Here is an 18,542-nt window from a genome sequence, read left to right as displayed (position 1 = left end):
CGGGCCATGCTGCAATTTTGCCACCCGCGAACCAGCCTTCAACCCGGTTTTGTTAGCGGCTCTAAATTCGAGGGCAGGACAACTGCCTAAACAGGGGAAGACGTATTATGAAGAAAGCAGCGCTGACGGTCGCGCTCATAGCCTTAGCTGGATGCGCCTCCCGCAATGTCCAGATTTACAGCCAGATTGACACTTCCAGTAAGACCATCACTGTGCCTGCTGGTGCCGAAGGCCTGAAGGGGAAGCTCAAGCAAGCCCTTGCTCAAGATGGCTGGAAATTAGTTGTATACGCGGGCCCCTCCGTTACCAAGGGAACAGTGGGGGCAGCAACAAAGATTGCTCAGTACGACACCTTTAACACCAGATACCAGTTGACCGTTTCATCCAACCAGTTTGATTGGTGCTTCAAAGGACTTACCCCCGATATTGTCTATGACATATCTGTGATTGATACAAAGTCGGGTTCTGAGGTTCTAACCGTTAGCGGCAAGGGTTGTGAGCCCGACGCTGTAGAGGCGTTTGTTAGCGCCTTGCATGGAAAGGGTGACTGATAGCTTGAAGCATCCCGCTCAAGGCCTATGCACCATCCATGTCTAAATTAATTAATCATTGGTCACAAGCTTAAGTCTGGCCATATCGTCCTCAAACTCCTTGGCAATCCTTGCCTCAATGGCAATATGCCTCTGAACCTCTGCCTTCGGCGGTCTGCCTACAGGACGACTGATACCCGTAGCCTTGAGAAGCTCCTTGATGGCGGACACCTCCTGTTCCTCAACCTTCATCTTGAGCGCTTCTAGGGCTACGTCTTGCCAGTGGAGCTTATGCTCAACGTCCCAGCCGTTCTCTTGGGCGTACTCCTGAAGGCTGTTGAGGTTGATACCCCATTCCTTCGCCAGCTTCCTATGGGCGTAGGCTTTTACATATTGTTCTTTTCCATCTGATGGGATGCTCATATGCGTCCTCTTGTTGGGTGGGCTCTCTGGAAGAGAGCGTGGATATGGGTTAATAACCACTCCGTAAGGGTCAGGGGCTTTGCCCCTAACAACCCCAAGAGCGTTAAAAGCCTGCTCCAAGGTCAAGAGCAAAGGCATTCGCTCCTGATCTACCGAAGGAATCTTTTGATCTTCAGCGTGCTCTTAAACCGCCGGAGGCATGCTCTTGCTCTTATCACCCGAGAGCCAGCTTTAGCTGGGTCGAGTGGTCATACTTGTTCTCTTTATGGAAGGGTGTTCTCAAGGGTTAGCTCCCCACAGAGAGCAACGCTCTCCACAGGGAGCCATCCTCAGGGTGACTTATTCACTTTCCCCTAGAATTACTCTAGGAGCGAGTGAATAAAACTACCCGTCCTTCAGGAGACGACTAACCTTCGGTTGGCTGATGCCAAGGAACTTGGCGATCATCACCTGTCCCATTCCTTTGGCCTTGAGCGCCTTCACTTGCATAGCAAGGTCACTGCGCTCTGTCTCCCTCTTCTTCTGTCCCTCGGTGGGCTTGGTCTCTGGCGGGTCCACCATGAGTTCCAAGTCCAACACCCGATTACCTCCTAGGGCATCCCTCAGTCTCCGAGCCTGGGTGAGGCTGGTGACAATGTGGATGGTATCCACCGAGTTGTCCTTGTCCCGTAGGGAGGTTCTATGGGCATGTTGGACCACAAGATCCTCTTCCCTTGCCCATCGGTGAGCTTCCTTGCCCTCTTCGTGAGGGACTCCCATCTGCTCAAAGATTCGCATGATGGGTCCGTACTCATCCGGGCTTAAGTTGCCGTGGATTATGTGGATGGAGACGTTGACGTCTCTCCACTTGTTCAACCCTCTACTGTCGTAGGGGATGCGTTCTACGTTCTCCGGAAGATCAGGGCGACACCAGTCAAAGCTGGCAAAGATTGCCTTCTTGTCTCCAATGTATGCCAAGGCTCTTTCCAGAGCCTTCTGACCGAAGCACTCAGAGTTCCATTCATTGGCAACGCTTCCATCTGGCATCGTTAGAAGCATGCGCTTGGAAACGTAAGCGCCTTCAGCATCCCTGACCAAAGGAAGAATGAAAGGTAGCCCAGCCCTAGGCTGGTGCTCCTTTTCAATGTCAAGGGTGAAGCCACGCTTCATGGCATGGGTAGCCACAAGGCTTTTCTCAACATTCGCCCCCATGAGGGTTACAGAGTTGGCGTAGTTGAAGGCTCTGGTGAAGTCGGTGAACCCTTCCACGCTGACTCTCACCACATTCTTACCCTTGCTATCTTTCCCTGTAACCGCTCTAGCGTTCTTGGTAGGAGTGAGCATGGCATCGAGGACTAGCAGCAGGGTTTTATTCCTTGTCCTGTTGTTTTTGGCATCTTCCATGCCTTGAGCATGAATCTCCCAAGCTTCCGCCATACGGACATCATTGATGAGTAGATGACCATTGACGTCACAGTCCCCAACAAATGGAGCGATCACCAGATCGTATTCACTGGCGGGCATTGTCACGGTGTTGATATCCACCATGTCCGGAGCCTCATCAATGCATAACTCCCATCCCCTCAGAAGCTCAGGCTTCACAGAGGCGAGGCATTTATGGGTTATGATGAGGACATGATCCTCTAGGGCAGCCATTGCTTCGCTAGCCTGATGGATGACGGATTTAACGTCGTTAGTCTGTCCAGTGAAGATGGGTTTGTAGGCGTGACCTACTTCGTCCAATCTCTTCATGACTTCAAGGGCTAACACCCTTGTTGGCGCTGCATAGACATATCGCTTATCAGCGGTAATGCCTTCGATGAACTGCTGGGTCTTTCCGACCCCGGGGTTACTGGCGAGAACTTTGATGCGCTTGTTAGCGGTGTTCTCCTTGATAGCGAGGCTATGGCTCGCAAAGATTCTTTCCATCTAGCTCCTAGGATTAGAACTTGTAGCCTTTCGGGGGACGAGAAGACTTATAGAGGTCTTCAGCCTTGATGCCATTGCGACCATAGACTTCTGCCCGCAGAGCCTTCATGTATTCCGCCCTGTCCTTAGCGTTGGCCTTAGGGCCAGCCATGATGCTTTCCTTGGGGAGCACATGACCTTGATCGTCAACCATCACATTGCTCACATGGCGATCAGGAGTGGACGTCTTGAACTGGACGAGTTCAGGGTTCTTTGCAATGGCTTCAACTTGAAGAATTCGCATAGCTTCCTCGCGGTCCTTGGCGTTCTTCATGTCCAGCTTCCGGGGCTCAGGACGTTCTTCCACTTCTTCAAGTTCCAGATCGAAGGGGCTGGGCTCCGGGCCCCAAATGTTCTTACTCATGGTTGTCTTCTCCTTTAGAGAGTGATTGCGCGGTACTTGTTCTTTGAAACGTGGCTGTCGTGATCGTTCGATGACTCGACCAGTCCACAGTCCTTCATACGGCTGATGATGTTGACCACGCCACGGCGGCTAAGGCCGGTGTTCCTGGCCAGGTCAGTGAGGCTCACGCTTGCCCATCCGTTCTCATCTGATCCATTGCGGATGGTGAGATAGATGATCTTCTGGCCGATGGTGCGTAGGTTGTCGTTCTGGACGTTCACAACGTCCTTGATGGTCAACGCCTTTGTCTTAGGCATCTTTGGTTCCTCCTTTGTTGAAACAGCACGAATGCCCCGCCAGCGGTATGCAGGCAGGGTCTGTTAGTAAGCGGGATGGTGGTACTTGCTCACCGCGTTGCACGGTGGGGTATTCACTAGGGGCAGCTTTTCATTGCCCTCTATATATGTATATCCGGATTTGGGGAAAAAGCCCCCCAGAAAGTGAAAAATATTTTCCCTACCACGCTAGTCCCCCTGCTCGGGGCCGGTAGGGTGATGGTCTCAGGTTGCCGGTGGTCAGACTGACAGGTGCCCGCTTTGCACGGACGCTCCAACCACAATAAGCACTATAGCACGAATGCACCAACTTGTCAAGCACAATTTCACTGGCATGTCAAGTACTTCCATAATTTCTATGAAAATCCATGGGTTGGCCGCATTGAGTTATCCAGCCAAGGTCAACAAAAAGCCCCTCAGGGCTGTCCCTGAAGTAACCCAGCGGTCTTACAGCCAGTTACCACGGAAACGCCACAGAGGGGCTTACAGGAGGTTACAGGGGGCATTAGTCGATGAGGTGGAGAACGTCCTTGGCGTTGAGGTGGGAATAACGGGCCACTGACCTCGTATCCCTATGTCCCGACACCACCATGATCTGAGCGTTATTGAAGCCTCGCTTGGCTACGTTGGTGATACGGGTGTGGCGTAGCTGATGGAGTCTAACGGACGGGCTGAGTCCAGCCAGTTCCCTTGCCCTACGTACCGCCGTAGATACGGCATGTGGGGTAACGGGAAACAACCTATAGGCATCTCCACACTTAACCCTCGTGCGCCTTGCTGCCTCTTGTAGAAGCTCTACAGCCCTATGCGTCAGGGGGACGGAACGAGTGCCGTTCTTACCGTCGATCACGTCCGCTATCCGATCTTCTAGGTGTAGGTGGGCAGGAGTGAGTTTCACTATCTCCGAGCGGCGCATGGCCGTCTCGTATGCCAGTTCCACTATCAGGGCCATGGTTGGGTTTAGCTTGGACAGCAGATCTAACTCAGCCTTACTCACCACCTTGTCGCTAGCCTTGGACGGTGGAGGCAGCGCTATATCTGCCACGGGATTTGCCACGGGAATCAGTAGTTCCCTCTTGGCGAACTTGAAGAATCGAGAGAGGAAAGCTAGCTGTGTCCTGACGGTGGACGCCTTGACCTTCCGGAGTCGATCTAACTTGAAGTCGTTGACCAACTGTGGAGTGATGTCCTCGATAGGCTGAGGGAATGCATCAGCCAACTGGCGAAGGATGACAAGGGCATGCTCATAGCTGCCTTTACCTTTTAGCCTGGACTCCCGATAGGCGAGGCCCAACGTGTACACGGTATGTGTCTTCTGCTGCTTATGAGTGGCCTCGTGCTCAACTGCCCAAGTCTTGGCTTCTGCTTCCGAAGGGAAGGTTTTAGACTGAGGTGGCCGTCCCTTGATGCGTACCTGTACGTTCCAGCTACCGCTGGGTAGAGCGCGGATGTTTGCCATTTGAGGACTCCTTAGGTGTGAACGGGAGTTCTCTGAGGTCAAGTCCCATCAACGTTTCTTGGTAGATCAAGGGTTTATTGACATGGTAGGGGTCACAAGTTCGATCCTTGTACCGCCCACCAATACCGATGAAACGGCGCGGCCCCAGGGTTCGCGCCGTTTTTCTTTGTGCCGAAGGAGCCAGTCGATGACATACCTCTGGGTCAAGAGCTTCCACCTGCTGTTCGTCGTGGCATGGATGGCCACGGTGTTCTACCTGCCGCGCATCCTGGTGAACATCGCCGAGGCGGAGGGCGAGCCGGTGGTGAAGGCCCGGCTGGTGCTGATGGGGCGCCGCCTGTACCGGTTCGGCCACCACATGTTCGGGCTGGCCTTCCTGCTGGGGCTGACCCTGTGGCAGGGCTGGCGCGTGTTCCCTGGCGTCCTGCCCAACTTCGGCGCGGCGTACTGGCTGCACGCCAAGCTGGGACTGGTCGTGCTGTTGCTGGCCTATTTCATCTGGAGCGGCCGGCTGCTCAAGCGCGGTGAGCAGGGCAGGGCGCTGCCGTCGTCCAGGGCGTTGCGCATCATGAATGAGCTGCCGGTGGTCGTGTTGCTGGTGATCATCTTCCTGGTGATCGCCAAGCCGTTCTGAAGCGTCGATATCTTTTTGTAGGAGCGCACCCTGTGCGCGACAAGCCGGCGAAGCGTTGCCGCCGATGCTCCACGGTCGCGCACAAGGTGCGCTCCTACAGTGTCGTTGCCAGGCTTGGCTCAATCGCCGCGCTGGCAATATTCCCGATACCACGCCACGAAGCGTGCCACGCCTTCCTCGATCGAGGTGTTTGGCGCGTAGCCGACGTCGCGCCGCAGCGCCGACACGTCGGCCCAGGTATCGGGGACGTCGCCGGGTTGCATCGGCAGCAGGCGTTTTTCCACCGTGCGGCCCAGGTGCTGTTCCATCAGTTCGATGAAGCGCAGCAGTTGCACCGGCTGGTCGTTGCCGATGTTGTAGACGCGGTACGGCGCGCTGGACGTGCCGGGACTGGGATGCAACGCGTCGTAGGCCGGGTCCGGTAGGGCGGGGTGGTCCAGGGTGCGGATCACGCCTTCGACGATGTCGTCGACATAGGTGAAATCGCGGCTGTGGTTGCCATGGTTGAACACGTCCAGCGGCTCGCCGCGGCTGATGCGGTCGGCGAACAGCATGGGTGACATGTCAGGGCGCCCCCACGGGCCGTAGACGGTGAAGAAGCGCAGGCCGGTGGTCGGCAGGCCGTAGAGGTGGCTATAGGTATGGGCCATCAGCTCGTTGGCCTTCTTGCTGGCCGCATACAGGCTGACCGGATGGTCCACCGCGTCCTCGATGGCGAACGGCATCTTGCGGTTGGCCCCGTAGACCGAGCTGGAGGAGGCATACACCAGGTGCTCCACCTGGCCGTGGCGGCAGGCCTCCAGCACGTTCACGAAGCCCACCAGGTTGCTCTGCACGTAGGCCTGCGGGTTCTTCAGCGAATAGCGCACGCCGGCCTGAGCAGCCAGGTTCACCACGCGCTGGGGACGGAATTCGGCGAAGGCCCGGTTCACTGCTTCCGCGTCGGCCAGGTCGGCGCGCTGGTGGGTGTAGCTGGGGTGCGGGGCGAAGCGGGCGAGGCGGGCTTCCTTCAGCGACGGATCGTAGTAATCGTTGTGGTTGTCGATGCCCCAGACCTCGTCGCCGCGCGCCAGCAGGTGCTGGGCCAGGGCCGAACCGATGAAGCCGGCCGTGCCGGTGACGAGAACGCGCATGCCAACCTCTCCCAAGTCCAGCCGCGCATTCTATCCCGGACAGGCCGAGACGACCTGGGATGGCTGAATTGCCGGCGCCGGGTACGCTAGACTAGCAACCCAGGCATTCACTGGAGACAAGGTGGCCCGCGTCCATGCGCCGGCCGAGTGTGCGACATGGCAACTACGAGCTTCCATCGCTGATCCCACGCCACGCCTTGGTTTTCGGGAAAGGGCGCCTGGCGCTCTTTTTTTGTGCTTGCCGTCCAGGCAGGCGAAAAGCAAAAACCGGCCATCCATGGTCGGGGATTTGAATAGGGTCCGCCATCCCGGCGGACGAAAGCAAAACCGGCCATCCATGGCCGGACTCTTCAAAAGAGCACGCTTTGATATAGCGAGCGAACAGGTGCAAAGATGATCGAAATTACGCTACCCGACGGCAGCAAGAGGCCTTTCGAGCATCCGGTGACGGTGCAGGACGTGGCGGCGTCCATCGGTGCGGGGCTGGCCAAGGCCACCCTGGCGGGCAAGGTGGACGGCAAGCTGGTGGACGCCAGTTTTCCGATCGACCATGACGCGGCGCTGGAAATCGTCACCGAGAAGAGTCCGGAGGCGTTGGACATCCTGCGCCATTCCACGGCGCACCTGCTGGCGCAGGCCGTGCAGCGCCTGTATCCGGGCGCGCAGGTCACCATCGGGCCGGTGATCGACAACGGCTTCTACTACGACTTCGCCTACGAGCGTCCCTTCACGCCGGAAGACCTGGCGAAGATCGAGGAGGAGATGCATCGAATCGTGAAGGAAGGCTTACCCGTGACGCGCAGCGTGAAGTCGCGCGACGAGGCGGTGGCTTTCTTCCGCGGCCTGGGCGAGGAATACAAGGCCGAGATCATCGAAAGCATCCCCGCCAACGAGGAGCTCTCCCTCTACACGCAGGGCGAGTTCACCGACCTGTGTCGTGGCCCGCACGTGCCCAACACGGGCAAGCTGCGCGCGTTCAAGCTGATGAAGGTGGCCGGCGCGTACTGGCGTGGCGATTCCAACAACACCATGCTCACGCGCATCTACGGCACGGCCTGGCTCAACGACAAGGACCTCAAGGCCTACCTGCACCAGCTGGAAGAGGCCGAGAAGCGCGATCATCGCAAGATCGGCAAGGCGCTCGACCTGTTCCACCAGCAGGAAGAGGGGCCGGGCATGGTGTTCTGGCACCCGAAGGGCTGGGCGATCTGGCAGCAGGTGGAGCAGTACATGCGCCGCGTGTACCGCAACAGCGGCTACCAGGAAGTGCGCTGCCCGCAGGTGCTGGACGTGTCGCTGTGGAAGAAGTCCGGCCACTGGGACAACTACCAGGAGAACATGTTCTTCACCGAGTCGGAGAAGCACACCTTCGCGTTGAAGCCCATGAACTGCCCGGGCCACGTGCAGATCTTCAACACCGACCTGCACAGCTACCGCGAGCTGCCGATCCGCTACGGCGAGTTCGGCGCCTGCCATCGCAACGAGCCCTCGGGCGCGCTGCACGGCATCATGCGCGTGCGCGCCTTCACGCAGGACGACGGCCACGTGTTCTGCACGGAAGAACAGATCGAGTCCGAGGTGACGGCGTTCCACCAGCAGGCCATGAAGGTCTACGGCGACTTCGGCTTCGAGGACATCGCGCTGAAGATCGCGCTGCGTCCCGACAAGCGCATCGGCAGCGACGAGGTGTGGGACCGCGCGGAGGCCGCATTGCGCGCCGCGCTGGGCGCCGCCGGCGTGAGCTGGGAGGAACTGCCGGGCGAGGGCGCCTTCTACGGCCCCAAGATCGAGTACCACATGAAGGATTCCATCGGCCGCGCCTGGCAGGTGGGTACCATGCAGGTGGACTTCATGATGCCCGAGCGCCTGGGCGCCGAGTACGTGGATGAGCATTCACAGCGCCGTCACCCGGTCATGCTGCATCGTGCCATCGTGGGCTCGATGGAGCGTTTCATCGGTATCCTGATCGAGCACCACGCCGGCCTGCTGCCGACCTGGCTGGCCCCGGTCCAGGCCGCCGTGTTCAGCATCACGGACGCGCAGGCCGACTATGTCCGCGAGGTGGCGCAAACCCTTGTCGACAAAGGTTTCCGCGTGCATGCCGATTTGCGCAATGAGAAGGTCGGCTATAAAATCCGCGAACATACGTTGCAGAAAGTCCCTTACCTGCTGGTGGTCGGAGATCGCGAGAAGGAGGCAGGGGCCGTTTCCGTGCGTACCCGTTCCGGCGAGGACCTGGGCAGCATGCCGCTGGCCGTCTTTGCCGAACGCCTGGAAGCCGAGACCCGCCGCTGAGCGAGCGGGCCGGCACTTACAAGAACTCTTCTGGAGGATAGTGGTATCGCTACCACCGACACTAAGGGCAATCGCCGTAACCACGAGATCCGCGTACCGCGCGTCCGTGTCATCGGTCCCGATTCGGAACAGCTGGGCATCCTGAGCCGCGACGAGGCACTCGCCATGGCGCAGGAAGCGGGTCTGGACCTGGTCGAGATCCAGCCGAACGGCGATCCGCCGGTCTGCCGCATCATGGACTACGGCAAGTTCAAGTTCGAAGCCCAGAAGAAGGCCCAGGCGGCCAAGAAGAAGCAGAAGCAGGTCGAGATCAAGGAAGTGAAGTTCCGTCCGGTGACGGACGTGGGCGACTACCAGATCAAGCTGCGCAACATGCTTCGCTTCCTCGAGGAAGGCGACAAGGTCAAGGTCACCATCCGCTTCCGCGGCCGCGAGATGTCCCACCAGGACCTTGGCCAGAACCTGGCCAAGAAGATCCAGGAGGACGTGGGCGAGAACGGCGTGGTGGAGTCCTTCCCCCGCCTGGAAGGCCGCCAGATGGTCATGATGATCGGGCCGAAGAAGAAGCAGTAGTCGGAAAGGGCGGCCCATGGGCCGCCTTTTTGTTCGCTCCAGCCTCTCCCCGTGGCCCAATCAAGGGCGGCGGCACGCTGTAATAGTCCCGCCGCTGGCAAATCCCCCCGATCCTCCCTATAATCGCCGGTTCGACCCACCAGGACGGGTCGTGCACCGATGCTGGCAGGACGGAAAGCGTGGTCGCCAGGCCACCGCCAGATCAGTCAGAAACCGGGGTTCATCCCCATCAGGGAGCATTTCCATGCCCAAGATCAAGACCAACCGGGCGGCGGCGAAGCGTTTTCGCAAGACCGCGTCGGGCAAGTTCAAGGCCGGTCACGCCTTCAAGTCGCACATCCTGACCAAGAAGTCGACCAAGCGTAAGCGCGGTCTGCGTGCGACCAACCACGTCAAGGCTTGCGACACCAAGGGTGTGGCACGCATGTTGCCGTATCTCTAAGGCGGAGGACTGAACCATGGCTCGAGTCAAGCGTGGCGTTACCGCCCGTCGTCGTCACAAGAAGATCATTGGCCGCGCGAAGGGTTACTACAACGCCCGTCGCAAGGTTTTCCGCGTTGCCAACCAGGCTGTCATCAAGGCCGGTCAGTACGCCTACATCGGCCGCAAGCAGCGCAAGCGCCAGTTCCGCGCCCTGTGGATCGTGCGTATCAACGCCGCCGCCCGTCAGTTCGGCCTGTCCTACAGCCGCCTGATCAATGGCCTGTCGAAGGCCGGCATTACCGTCGACCGCAAGGTGCTGGCGGACATCGCCGTGCACGACATCAAGGCGTTTGGTGCGATCGCAGAAAAGGCGAAGGCCAGTCTGGCGGCGTAACTTGTGCGCTCATCCTTGATCGCGAAGATCAAGAAGCGGCCATCCATGGCCGCACTCTTCAAGGGATGCGCGTAACGCTCGCGGGGAGGAGGCCTGAAGCCTCCTCCCCGTTTTGTTTGATGGCTCTGCGATATTTGCTCCCTCTCCCCGCCGGGGAGAGGGTTGGGGTGAGGGGACACTCTGGCCTCAATGTCAGATCGAAGGTCGCTTCGATGCAGCGATATCGCAAGAGCGCCCCCTCACCCTGGCCCTCTCCCCAAAGGGAGAGGGGATAAAGCGAGAGTCGCATCGATGGACGATCTGGATAGCCGCGCCTCAACCGCGCTGGCCGATATCGACAAGGCCGACACGCTGGAAGCGCTCGATGCGCTGCGCGTGAGCCTCCTGGGCAAGAGCGGCATCGTCACGGCCGCGCTGAAGGCGCTGGGCACGCTGTCGCCGGACGAGCGCAAGGCGCGCGGCGCCGAGGTCAACCGCGTCAAGGATCGTCTGGCCGATGCGCTGGCCGCGCGCAAGCAGGTGCTGGAGCAGACCGAGCTGGACCGCCGCCTCGCGTCGGAGACCATCGACATCACGCTGCCCGGCCGTGACGGCGAGCGCGGCGGCATCCATCCGATCACCCGTGCGCTGGAGCGCATCGCCGCGATCTTCGCGCGCCTGGGCTACCAACGCGCCGACGGTCCGGAGATCGAGGACGACTGGCACAACTTCGAGGCGCTGAATTTCCCGCCGCACCATCCGGCGCGCGCCATGCACGACACCTTCTACTTCGGCGACGGGCGCCTGCTGCGCACGCATACCTCGCCGGTGCAGGTGCGCTCGATGCAGGGGCGGCAGCCGCCGATCCGCATCATCGCGCCGGGCAAGGTCTACCGCAGCGACTCGGACCAGACCCACTCGCCGATGTTCCACCAGATCGAGGGCCTGCTGGTCGACGAGACTTCCAGCTTCGCCGACCTCAAGGGCACGCTGGCCGAATTCGTCCGCGCGTTCTTCGAGCGCGATTTCGAGATGCGCTTCCGTCCCAGCTACTTCCCCTTCACCGAGCCCTCGGCCGAGGTGGACATCCGCTGGGAGACCGACGATGGCCAGTCGCGCTGGCTGGAAGTGCTGGGCTGCGGCATGGTGCATCCCAACGTGCTGAAGAACTGCGGCATCGATCCGGAGCGCTACACCGGCTTCGCGTTCGGCCTGGGCGTGGAGCGCTTCGCGATGCTTCGCTATGGCGTTTCCGACCTGCGCGCGTTCTTCGAGAACGACCTGAGGTTCCTCAGGCAGTTTGCCTGAGGGCAGGGAATAGGGAGCAGGGAATCGGGAATAGGTGGAAGCCTAGACGCCGAAGTCCCGGAGACCTCCCTAAATTTCCATTCCCTATTCCCCATTCCCCATTCCCTATTCCCGGACTACACACATGAAATTCTCCGAGAACTGGCTGCGCGAACTGGTCGAGATCCAGGCGGACCGCGCGGCGCTGGCCCACGCCTTGACCATGGCGGGCCTGGAAGTGGAAGAGCTCACCCCGCTGGGCGACGGCCTGGACGGTGTGGTGGTGGCCGAGATCGTCGGCGCCGAGAAGCATCCGGAAGCCAATCGCCTGCAGGTGTGCAAGGTGAGCGTGGGGCGGGGCGAGCCGTTGCAGATCGTCTGCGGCGCGCCGAACGCGCGCGTGGGCATCAAGGTGCCACTGGCCACGGTGGGCACGCATTTGCCTGGCGGCATCACCATCAAGGCGGCCAAACTGCGTGGCGTCGAATCGTTCGGCATGCTGTGCTCGGCCAGGGAACTGGGCGTCGACAACGACGCCTCGGGCCTGCTGGAACTGCCGGCCGACGCCCCGGTGGGCCAGCCGCTCGCCGCTTACCTGGGCCTGCCCGACGCCAGCATCGAGCTGAAGCTCACCCCCAATCGTCCGGATTGCCTGGGCCTGTATGGCCTCGCGCACGACGTGGCGGCACTGTTCGGCAGCCGCGTGAAGATGGGCGAGCAGGCGCCCGCGCCGGTGGGCAGCACGGCGCAGCGCGGCATCCGGCTTGAAGCGGGGGCCGACGCCCCGCGCTATCTTGGCCGCATCATCGAAGGCATCGACGCCAAGGCGCGCACGCCGCTGTGGATGGCCGAGCGCCTGCGCCGCTCCGGCCTGCGCCCGATCAGCGCCGTGGTCGACATCACCAACTACGTGATGCTGGAATTGGGCCAGCCGCTGCATGCGTTCGACAACGACAAGCTGCAGGGCGACATCGTCGTGCGCCATGCGCGTGACGGCGAGACGCTCAAGCTGCTGGACGGCTCCGAAGCGAAGCTGGACGCGGGCTTCCTGCTGATCGCCGACGACAGGCATGGCCTCGCCGTGGCCGGCGTGATGGGCGGCTTCGACTCGCGCGTCACCGACGACACCCGCAGCGTGTTCCTGGAGGCGGCGCACTTCGCGCCGGCCGCCATCATGGGCCGCGCACGCAAGCTGGGCATGCACACCGACGCCTCGCACCGCTTCGAGCGCGGCGTCGACCCGGCGCTGCCGCGCCGTGCGCTGGAGCGCGCCACCGAACTGCTGCTTGCCATCGCCGGCGGCAAGGCCGGTCCCGTGCTGGTGGCGGAGAACCCGGCCGACCTGCCGAAGCCGGCCACGGTGACGCTGCGCCGCGCGCGGCTGCAGCGGGTGCTGGGCATCGCGGTGGCGGATGCGGAAGTCGCGCGCATCTTCACCGCGCTGGGCATGCAGGTCGTGGCGCAGGCGGGTGGCTGGCAGGTCACCGCGCCGAGCAGCCGCTTCGACATCGAGCGCGAGGAGGACCTGATCGAGGAGGTCGCCCGCATCCATGGCTACGACAACATCCCTGTCCATACGCCGAGCGGCGCGCTGGCCTTGGCCGCCGAGCCGGAGGCACGCCTGAACGAACTGGCGGTACGCGAACAGCTCGCCGCCCGCGGCTACCACGAGGCGATCAATCTTGCCTTTATCGGCCAGGACGTATTGCAACGCTGGGGCTTTGCCGACGGACTGGTGCCGCTGGCCAATCCGTTGTCGGCCGACCTGGCGGTGATGCGGCCATCGTTGTTGCCGGGCCTGATCCAGGCGCTGTCGCACAACCGGGCGCGGCAGCAGGAGCGCGTGCGCCTGTTCGAGCTGGGGCGGACCTTCCGCATCGCGGCGGAGGCCGCCGCCTGCAAGGAGGCGCCGACCGAGACAGCTACCCTCGCCATCGTGGCCTGCGGCACGGCCCGCGCCGAGCAATGGGGCGAGACGCCCCGCACCCTGGACTTCCACGATCTCAAGGGTGACCTGGACGCCCTGATCGCCTGGGGCGGCGAGCCTGGACGCTGGGCCGTGCATGCCGACGGCCTGCCGGGCTGGCTCCATCCGGGCCGCGGCGCCCGCGTCACCCGCGATGGCCGGACCGTGGGCTACCTGGGGGCTGTCCACCCGCAGCTGGCCAAGGCGCTGGACCTGGGGGCCGATGTCTACCTGCTCGAACTCGAGCTGGAGCCGGTGCTGGCCCGCCGCTTGCCCAAGGCACAGCCGGTGCCGCGCTTCCCCTCCGTGCGCCGCGACATTGCGGTGGACGTACCGGAGGAGGTGGCCTGGTCGCAGATCGAGCAAGTGGTGCGTGCCACCGTGGGAAGCGTGCTCAAGGAGTTGCGCCTGTTCGACCGCTACAGCGGCAAGGGAGTCGAAGCGGGCCGAAAGAGTCTCGCTATGGGCTTGATTTTACAGGACGCTTCACGCACGCTTACCGACGACGACGCGGACCGTAACATACGTGAAGCAGTCGCAGCGTTGGAGATGGCATGCAAGGCAAGATTGCGAGGATAAGATGGCGCTGACCAAAGCGGAGATGGCCGAGCGCCTTTTTCTCGAGGTAGGCCTCAACAAGCGTGAGGCGAAGGAATTCGTGGACGCCTACTTCGAGGTGGTCCGCGAGGCGCTGGAAAAGGGGGAGCAGGTGAAGCTGTCGGGTTTCGGCAACTTCGACCTGCGCCAGAAGAACCAGCGGCCGGGTCGCAATCCCAAGACGGGCGAGGAGATTCCCATCTCCGCCCGCCGGGTGGTGACGTTCCGTCCGGGACAGAAACTCAAGGTGCGAGTCGAGGGCTATGCTGGACCAAGGGAATAACACCGAACTTCCCGCCATCCCGGCGAAGCGCTACTTCACCATCGGTGAGGTCAGCGAGCTGTGTGGCGTCAAGCCGCACGTGCTGCGGTACTGGGAACAGGAATTCCCCGCCCTCAACCCGGTCAAGCGGCGGGGCAACCGCCGTTACTACCAGCGCCACGACGTGCTGATGATCCGGCAGATCCGCAGCCTGCTGTACGACGAAGGCTTCACCATCACCGGCGCCCGCGCCCGGCTGGAAGGCCCGCAGGCGCGCATGGAATCGAGCATCTCCCACCAGATCGTGCGCCAGGTGCGCATGGAGCTGGAGGAAGTGCTGGCGCTGCTGCGCCGTTAGATCGTCACGCAAGGCTTCCGGTGCGGCCCGCCGTGCTGGTAGACTTGTCGACTTGCCGCATCGTCGGGGCGTAGCGCAGCCTGGTAGCGCATCTGCCTGGGGGGCAGAGGGTCGTGGGTTCGAATCCCGCCGTCCCGACCAATTCGGCATCACGGGATATCACTGAGTCCCCTTAGAACCCCGGTTTCCCGGGGTTTTTTGTTGCCCGCCATAAAGCGCATTGACCTTCCGGGGCCGCAAGGAAATCGCCGCTTCTTTGGTCGCACGCGCGCCGTGAACAGCAAGGGCCGCTCTCGACCTGGAGCGGACGCTCAATGCGGGCGTCATGGCGCGGCGGGCCCGCATGGTGGGCGGACAAGCCGCCGGTCGCCGCTAGGTCATCAGTCATGGCCTGCTGCTCGTTGACGTCACTCGATGTAGTGTTACGGTTCACTACAACACTATCTTTCGGGCTTCGGCGTATGTGACTCATGGGTCACGTCAGCATCGGCTGGCTTCGACATCCGTTGATCGCCCATACCGCCTGCTTCCGCCGCTCGCGTGACAACGGCTAATTGCCTACAGGAATTTTGGCATGTTTCCTCGCACCATCCTGGCCTTGACACTCGGCACCCTGCTTGCCGGCTGCAACAACGGCTCGTTGGACAGCGGTTCAACCACCATCGTTAACGGCGGCATAGTGGTTCGCGGCGACCGGGTGGTGTTGCATGGTGCTGACGGCATCGAGGGCAACCTCGATGCCGCTGGCAATCTGGTGGTCGACGGCCATGCCGTCACTGTCGACGACAGCCAGCGCGAGCAGTTGCGGCGGTATTACCAAGGCGTCCGTTCCGTGCGTGAACATGGCCTGGCCACTGGCAAGGCAGGAGCGGCTGTCGCGATGCAGTCTTTGAAGAGCGTCGCAGCGAGCGTAGCCGGAGGCAACGGCGAGCAGGCCGACGCCATGCTCGATAACGCTACTTCACGCGTCGATCAGGAAGCGTCGAAGATCTGCCTCGACTTGCAGCAGGTCATGGTGGCGCAGGGGCGTCTCGCCTCCAGCCTCGATGCCTTCAAACCATTTGCCGGCATCTTGCATGGTGACGACGATTGTTCGACCACGTTCGCCTGGCATGATTCCGATCATGCGCTCACCCTGAAATCCGGTGCCGGGGATGGGATCAGGGTAACCCACACGGAGCCGGCCAGCGTCTGGGGGCTGCAACAGGGCGATGTGATCCTGGCCATCGGCGATCACGCTGTAGGTCAGGTGCAAGAACTGCTCGAACGCCTCGATGCAAGCAAGCCAAACCCGGTGGTGATCCGCGTACGCCGCGACAAAACCGAGCGCGAAATTACGGTGGCCGAGCGCGACTACACGAATATTGCTGCGTCATTGCCGGCCAAGACGCAGCCGAAGTGATGGGCGCGAAACCCAGCAGGTCATACGGGCTGCCGCTCGCGGTTTTGTGTGCCCGCAACCGCGCGCCACTCCAACAAGAGAAGATCGTCATGCTGAAACGTATCGCGCTGCTTGCCTGTGTTCTTGCCTTGCCGTTGGCGCATGCGGAGGTCTTGTCCGTAGACATTACCAGCCGGCAGCCTTGGGTTGGTGGAAAGGCTTTCGGTCAGGTGGGCGCGTATGAAGTCTTGCACGGGACCGTCCATTACGCCATCGATCCACATAGTGCTTCGGCGCGTGATGTTGCCGACATTCGTCATGCGCCGCTGGACGCGCATGGCCTGGTCGAGTATTCGGGTCCATTTGTGATCATCCGCCCGGTCGATGCCGCACGGGGGAATCACACTACGCTGGTGGAGGTGGCCAACCGTGGGCGAACAGAGATGGACGGCTTGTTCTTCGAGACGGAAGACGGACTCGACCTGATGTCGCCCGACAGCATCAAGACGCTGACGGACCCGACGTTCTTCAAGCTTGGCTATTCACTGGCGTGGGTAGGCTGGCAGGCGCGGCTCGGTCCGCATGAGTTCGGCCTCGACGTTCCGATTGCGCATGTGCACAGCGCCGTGCGGGCGACCTTCGCCGCCGATGACATGGCGCCCGGCCATAGAGTCTTCGATCTGGCGGCCAACGATTTCTATTGTGCGCATGACGCCAAGCAACCCAAGGCCGTACTTCGCATGCACACCCGTTTCGACGATGCGGGAGCAGTGGTGCCACGCGATGCCTGGCGCTTTGCCGCTGCTACCTCCGACCAGAAGGCGGATGCCCGTTGCGCCATCGTGATGAACGAGCCGGCCGCGACGGATGCGTATTTCAGCCTCGTATACGAGGGCGAGGATGCACCGGTCATGGGTCTGGGCGAAGCGGCCTTTCGGGACTTCGCCGCGCACCTGAAGTTCCGGGCTGTTCCTTCCGAGATAAACCGCCGCCCTGGTGATGCCGTCGCGGTCTTCGCATACGGCTATTCGCAAGGCGGGCGATTCCTGCGCGACTTCCTCTACCGCGGCTTCAACACCGGCCCGGGCGGACGGCGCGTGTTCGACGGCATGCTCGTCACCACCGCCGGCGCAGGGCGCGGGTCGTTCAACCACCGTTACGCGCTGCCTGGCGAGGCGGGCAACTCGGTGATGAGCAATTTGCGTGCCGTCGATCTGTATCCATTCGCCGATGTTCCGACGCCGGACATCGATGGCAAAGGTCACGCCAGTCTGCTGGACCGCGCGCGGCACGACCACACCGTGCCCAAGATCATGTACATCATCAGCAGTTCCGAATACTGGGCGCGCAACGCATCGCTGCTGCAGACGACCACGGATGGCAAGCAGCCCGTGGCGCTGGACCCGGACAGCCGCCTCTACTTCTTTGCGGAGGTGCCGCATGCGCCGCGGATGGCAGGCGCCTTTACCATGGCAGGCAAAGAGGCGGCCTATCCCTATAACGCCAATACCGATCTGGCCGATGGCATGGATGCCCAGCTCGAGAACCTGCGGGCTTGGGTGGTGGACGGCATGGCGCCGCCGCCCACGATCGCACCGACGCCAGGGTCCACGCTTGTCGACGCAAGGGACATCAAGTTCCCGGCCATTCCGGGTATTCGGGTGCCGACCAGCCCGCCGCCATTGTGGCAACTCGACCTGGGTCGGGCCTATGCGAGCGAAGGCATCATCAGCGAGCCGGTGCGAGTCGGGCGGAGATATCCGCTGCTGGTGCCTGCTGTCGATAGCGATGGCAACGAGTTGGGTGGCTGGCGCGGCCCAATGTCTTCGGTACCGCTTGGTACCTTCACCGCCTGGAATTGGAAGTCACCGAAACTCGCGCGCTTCGGCTACATCTCCGGCCTCAACGGCGCGTTTATCCCTTTCGCGCGGACGCGCGCCGAGCGCCTGGCTGCCAACGACCCGAGGCCGTCACTGGAAGAGCGCTACGGCAATCGCGCCGGATTCATGAAAGCGGCCGCCGCTGCCATCGACAGGGCTATCGAGAAGCGATTCCTGCTGGCGATCCAGCGTGAAGACATCCTTGCAAAGATGGGCAGGAATTGGGACGAGGCGATGAGGTTCGACTGGTATCTGGGCAAGCGGGAAGGTACGACCAAGTAACAGTCGCCGATCGATCCGGCAACCGACATGGAAACGGCGCCCTTGGGCGCCGTTTTTTAT

At 61.5% G+C, this 18,542-nt stretch carries 18 protein-coding genes and 1 tRNA gene; 13 read left to right on the top strand and 6 right to left on the bottom strand.

What is annotated here, in order from left to right; genetic code table 11:
* The first annotated feature begins 107 nt into the window (after nt 1–107).
* Nucleotides 108–551, top strand: coding sequence for a hypothetical protein (locus MJ605_RS11755; protein ID WP_243041697.1), 444 nt, complete (start codon nt 108–110; stop codon nt 549–551).
* 51 nt (nt 552–602) lie between these two features.
* Here MJ605_RS11755 and MJ605_RS11750 read toward each other — a convergent pair whose 3' ends face one another.
* From MJ605_RS11750 to MJ605_RS11730, 5 genes are all read right to left on the bottom strand, one after another.
* Nucleotides 603–953: a hypothetical protein gene (locus MJ605_RS11750; protein WP_243041696.1), complete on the bottom strand. Its 351-nt coding sequence runs from the start codon at nt 951–953 to the stop codon at nt 603–605.
* Nucleotides 954–1,337: 384 nt separating this feature from the next.
* Nucleotides 1,338–2,861, bottom strand: coding sequence for a hypothetical protein (locus tag MJ605_RS11745; RefSeq protein ID WP_243041695.1), 1,524 nt, complete (start codon nt 2,859–2,861; stop codon nt 1,338–1,340).
* Between the two features lie 13 nt (nt 2,862–2,874).
* Nucleotides 2,875–3,264: a hypothetical protein gene (locus MJ605_RS11740; protein WP_243041694.1), complete on the bottom strand. Its 390-nt coding sequence runs from the start codon at nt 3,262–3,264 to the stop codon at nt 2,875–2,877.
* 14 nt (nt 3,265–3,278) lie between these two features.
* Nucleotides 3,279–3,560 carry a helix-turn-helix domain-containing protein gene (locus tag MJ605_RS11735; RefSeq protein ID WP_243041693.1) on the bottom strand — a complete coding sequence of 94 codons (282 nt, stop codon included), beginning with the start codon at nt 3,558–3,560 and terminating at the stop codon, nt 3,279–3,281.
* A gap of 523 nt (nt 3,561–4,083) precedes the next feature.
* The gene (locus MJ605_RS11730; RefSeq protein ID WP_243041692.1) at nt 4,084–5,037 is read right to left on the bottom strand and encodes a tyrosine-type recombinase/integrase; all 954 of its coding nucleotides are present in this window, start codon (nt 5,035–5,037) and stop codon (nt 4,084–4,086) included.
* A gap of 187 nt (nt 5,038–5,224) precedes the next feature.
* On the opposite strand from MJ605_RS11730, the gene MJ605_RS11725 reads away from it, so the two are divergent.
* Nucleotides 5,225–5,671: a CopD family protein gene (locus MJ605_RS11725; RefSeq protein ID WP_243041691.1), complete on the top strand. Its 447-nt coding sequence runs from the start codon at nt 5,225–5,227 to the stop codon at nt 5,669–5,671.
* A 119-nt stretch (nt 5,672–5,790) separates the two neighbouring features.
* Here MJ605_RS11725 and MJ605_RS11720 read toward each other — a convergent pair whose 3' ends face one another.
* The gene (locus MJ605_RS11720; protein WP_243041690.1) at nt 5,791–6,804 is read right to left on the bottom strand and encodes an NAD-dependent epimerase; all 1,014 of its coding nucleotides are present in this window, start codon (nt 6,802–6,804) and stop codon (nt 5,791–5,793) included.
* 393 nt (nt 6,805–7,197) lie between these two features.
* Here MJ605_RS11720 and thrS point away from each other — a divergent pair, with 393 nt between their 5' ends.
* From thrS to MJ605_RS11665, 11 genes are all read left to right on the top strand, one after another.
* Complete coding sequence (gene thrS, locus MJ605_RS11715; protein ID WP_243041689.1) at nt 7,198–9,099, top strand: threonine--tRNA ligase; 1,902 nt, start codon at nt 7,198–7,200, stop codon at nt 9,097–9,099.
* 45 nt (nt 9,100–9,144) lie between these two features.
* On the top strand, nt 9,145–9,672 hold the full coding sequence (gene infC, locus MJ605_RS11710; RefSeq protein ID WP_345779533.1) for a translation initiation factor IF-3: 528 nt from the start codon (nt 9,145–9,147) through the stop codon (nt 9,670–9,672).
* A gap of 244 nt (nt 9,673–9,916) precedes the next feature.
* The gene (rpmI, locus tag MJ605_RS11705) at nt 9,917–10,114 is read left to right on the top strand and encodes a 50S ribosomal protein L35 (RefSeq protein ID WP_038615747.1); all 198 of its coding nucleotides are present in this window, start codon (nt 9,917–9,919) and stop codon (nt 10,112–10,114) included.
* Nucleotides 10,115–10,130: 16 nt separating this feature from the next.
* Nucleotides 10,131–10,490, top strand: a complete 360-nt coding sequence (rplT, locus tag MJ605_RS11700; protein WP_038615749.1) for a 50S ribosomal protein L20 — start codon at nt 10,131–10,133, stop codon at nt 10,488–10,490.
* Between the two features lie 291 nt (nt 10,491–10,781).
* Nucleotides 10,782–11,777, top strand: a complete 996-nt coding sequence (gene pheS, locus MJ605_RS11695; RefSeq protein WP_243041688.1) for a phenylalanine--tRNA ligase subunit alpha — start codon at nt 10,782–10,784, stop codon at nt 11,775–11,777.
* Between the two features lie 124 nt (nt 11,778–11,901).
* Nucleotides 11,902–14,301: a phenylalanine--tRNA ligase subunit beta gene (pheT, locus tag MJ605_RS11690; protein WP_243041687.1), complete on the top strand. Its 2,400-nt coding sequence runs from the start codon at nt 11,902–11,904 to the stop codon at nt 14,299–14,301.
* A 1-nt stretch (nt 14,302) separates the two neighbouring features.
* Nucleotides 14,303–14,602 (top strand): integration host factor subunit alpha, encoded by a 300-nt coding sequence (gene ihfA / locus MJ605_RS11685; RefSeq protein WP_019467382.1) that lies wholly within the window; start codon nt 14,303–14,305, stop codon nt 14,600–14,602.
* Nucleotides 14,583–14,939, top strand: coding sequence for a MerR family transcriptional regulator (locus MJ605_RS11680; protein ID WP_243041686.1), 357 nt, complete (start codon nt 14,583–14,585; stop codon nt 14,937–14,939). The genes ihfA and MJ605_RS11680 overlap by 20 nt, the downstream gene beginning before the upstream one ends.
* A 64-nt stretch (nt 14,940–15,003) precedes the next feature.
* A tRNA-Pro gene (locus MJ605_RS11675) sits at nt 15,004–15,080 on the top strand.
* A gap of 433 nt (nt 15,081–15,513) precedes the next feature.
* Complete coding sequence (locus MJ605_RS11670) at nt 15,514–16,341, top strand: DUF2884 family protein (RefSeq protein ID WP_243041685.1); 828 nt, start codon at nt 15,514–15,516, stop codon at nt 16,339–16,341.
* A gap of 89 nt (nt 16,342–16,430) precedes the next feature.
* Nucleotides 16,431–18,482, top strand: coding sequence for an alpha/beta hydrolase domain-containing protein (locus tag MJ605_RS11665; protein WP_243041684.1), 2,052 nt, complete (start codon nt 16,431–16,433; stop codon nt 18,480–18,482).
* Nucleotides 18,483–18,542 lie beyond the last annotated feature (60 nt).

It is taken from the genome of Dyella sedimenti (genome assembly GCF_022760995.1).
Lineage (GTDB): Bacteria > Pseudomonadota > Gammaproteobacteria > Xanthomonadales > Rhodanobacteraceae > Dyella > Dyella sedimenti.
Note: the sequence above shows the minus strand (reverse complement) of the source record. Positions and strands in the feature narration are given on the sequence as shown.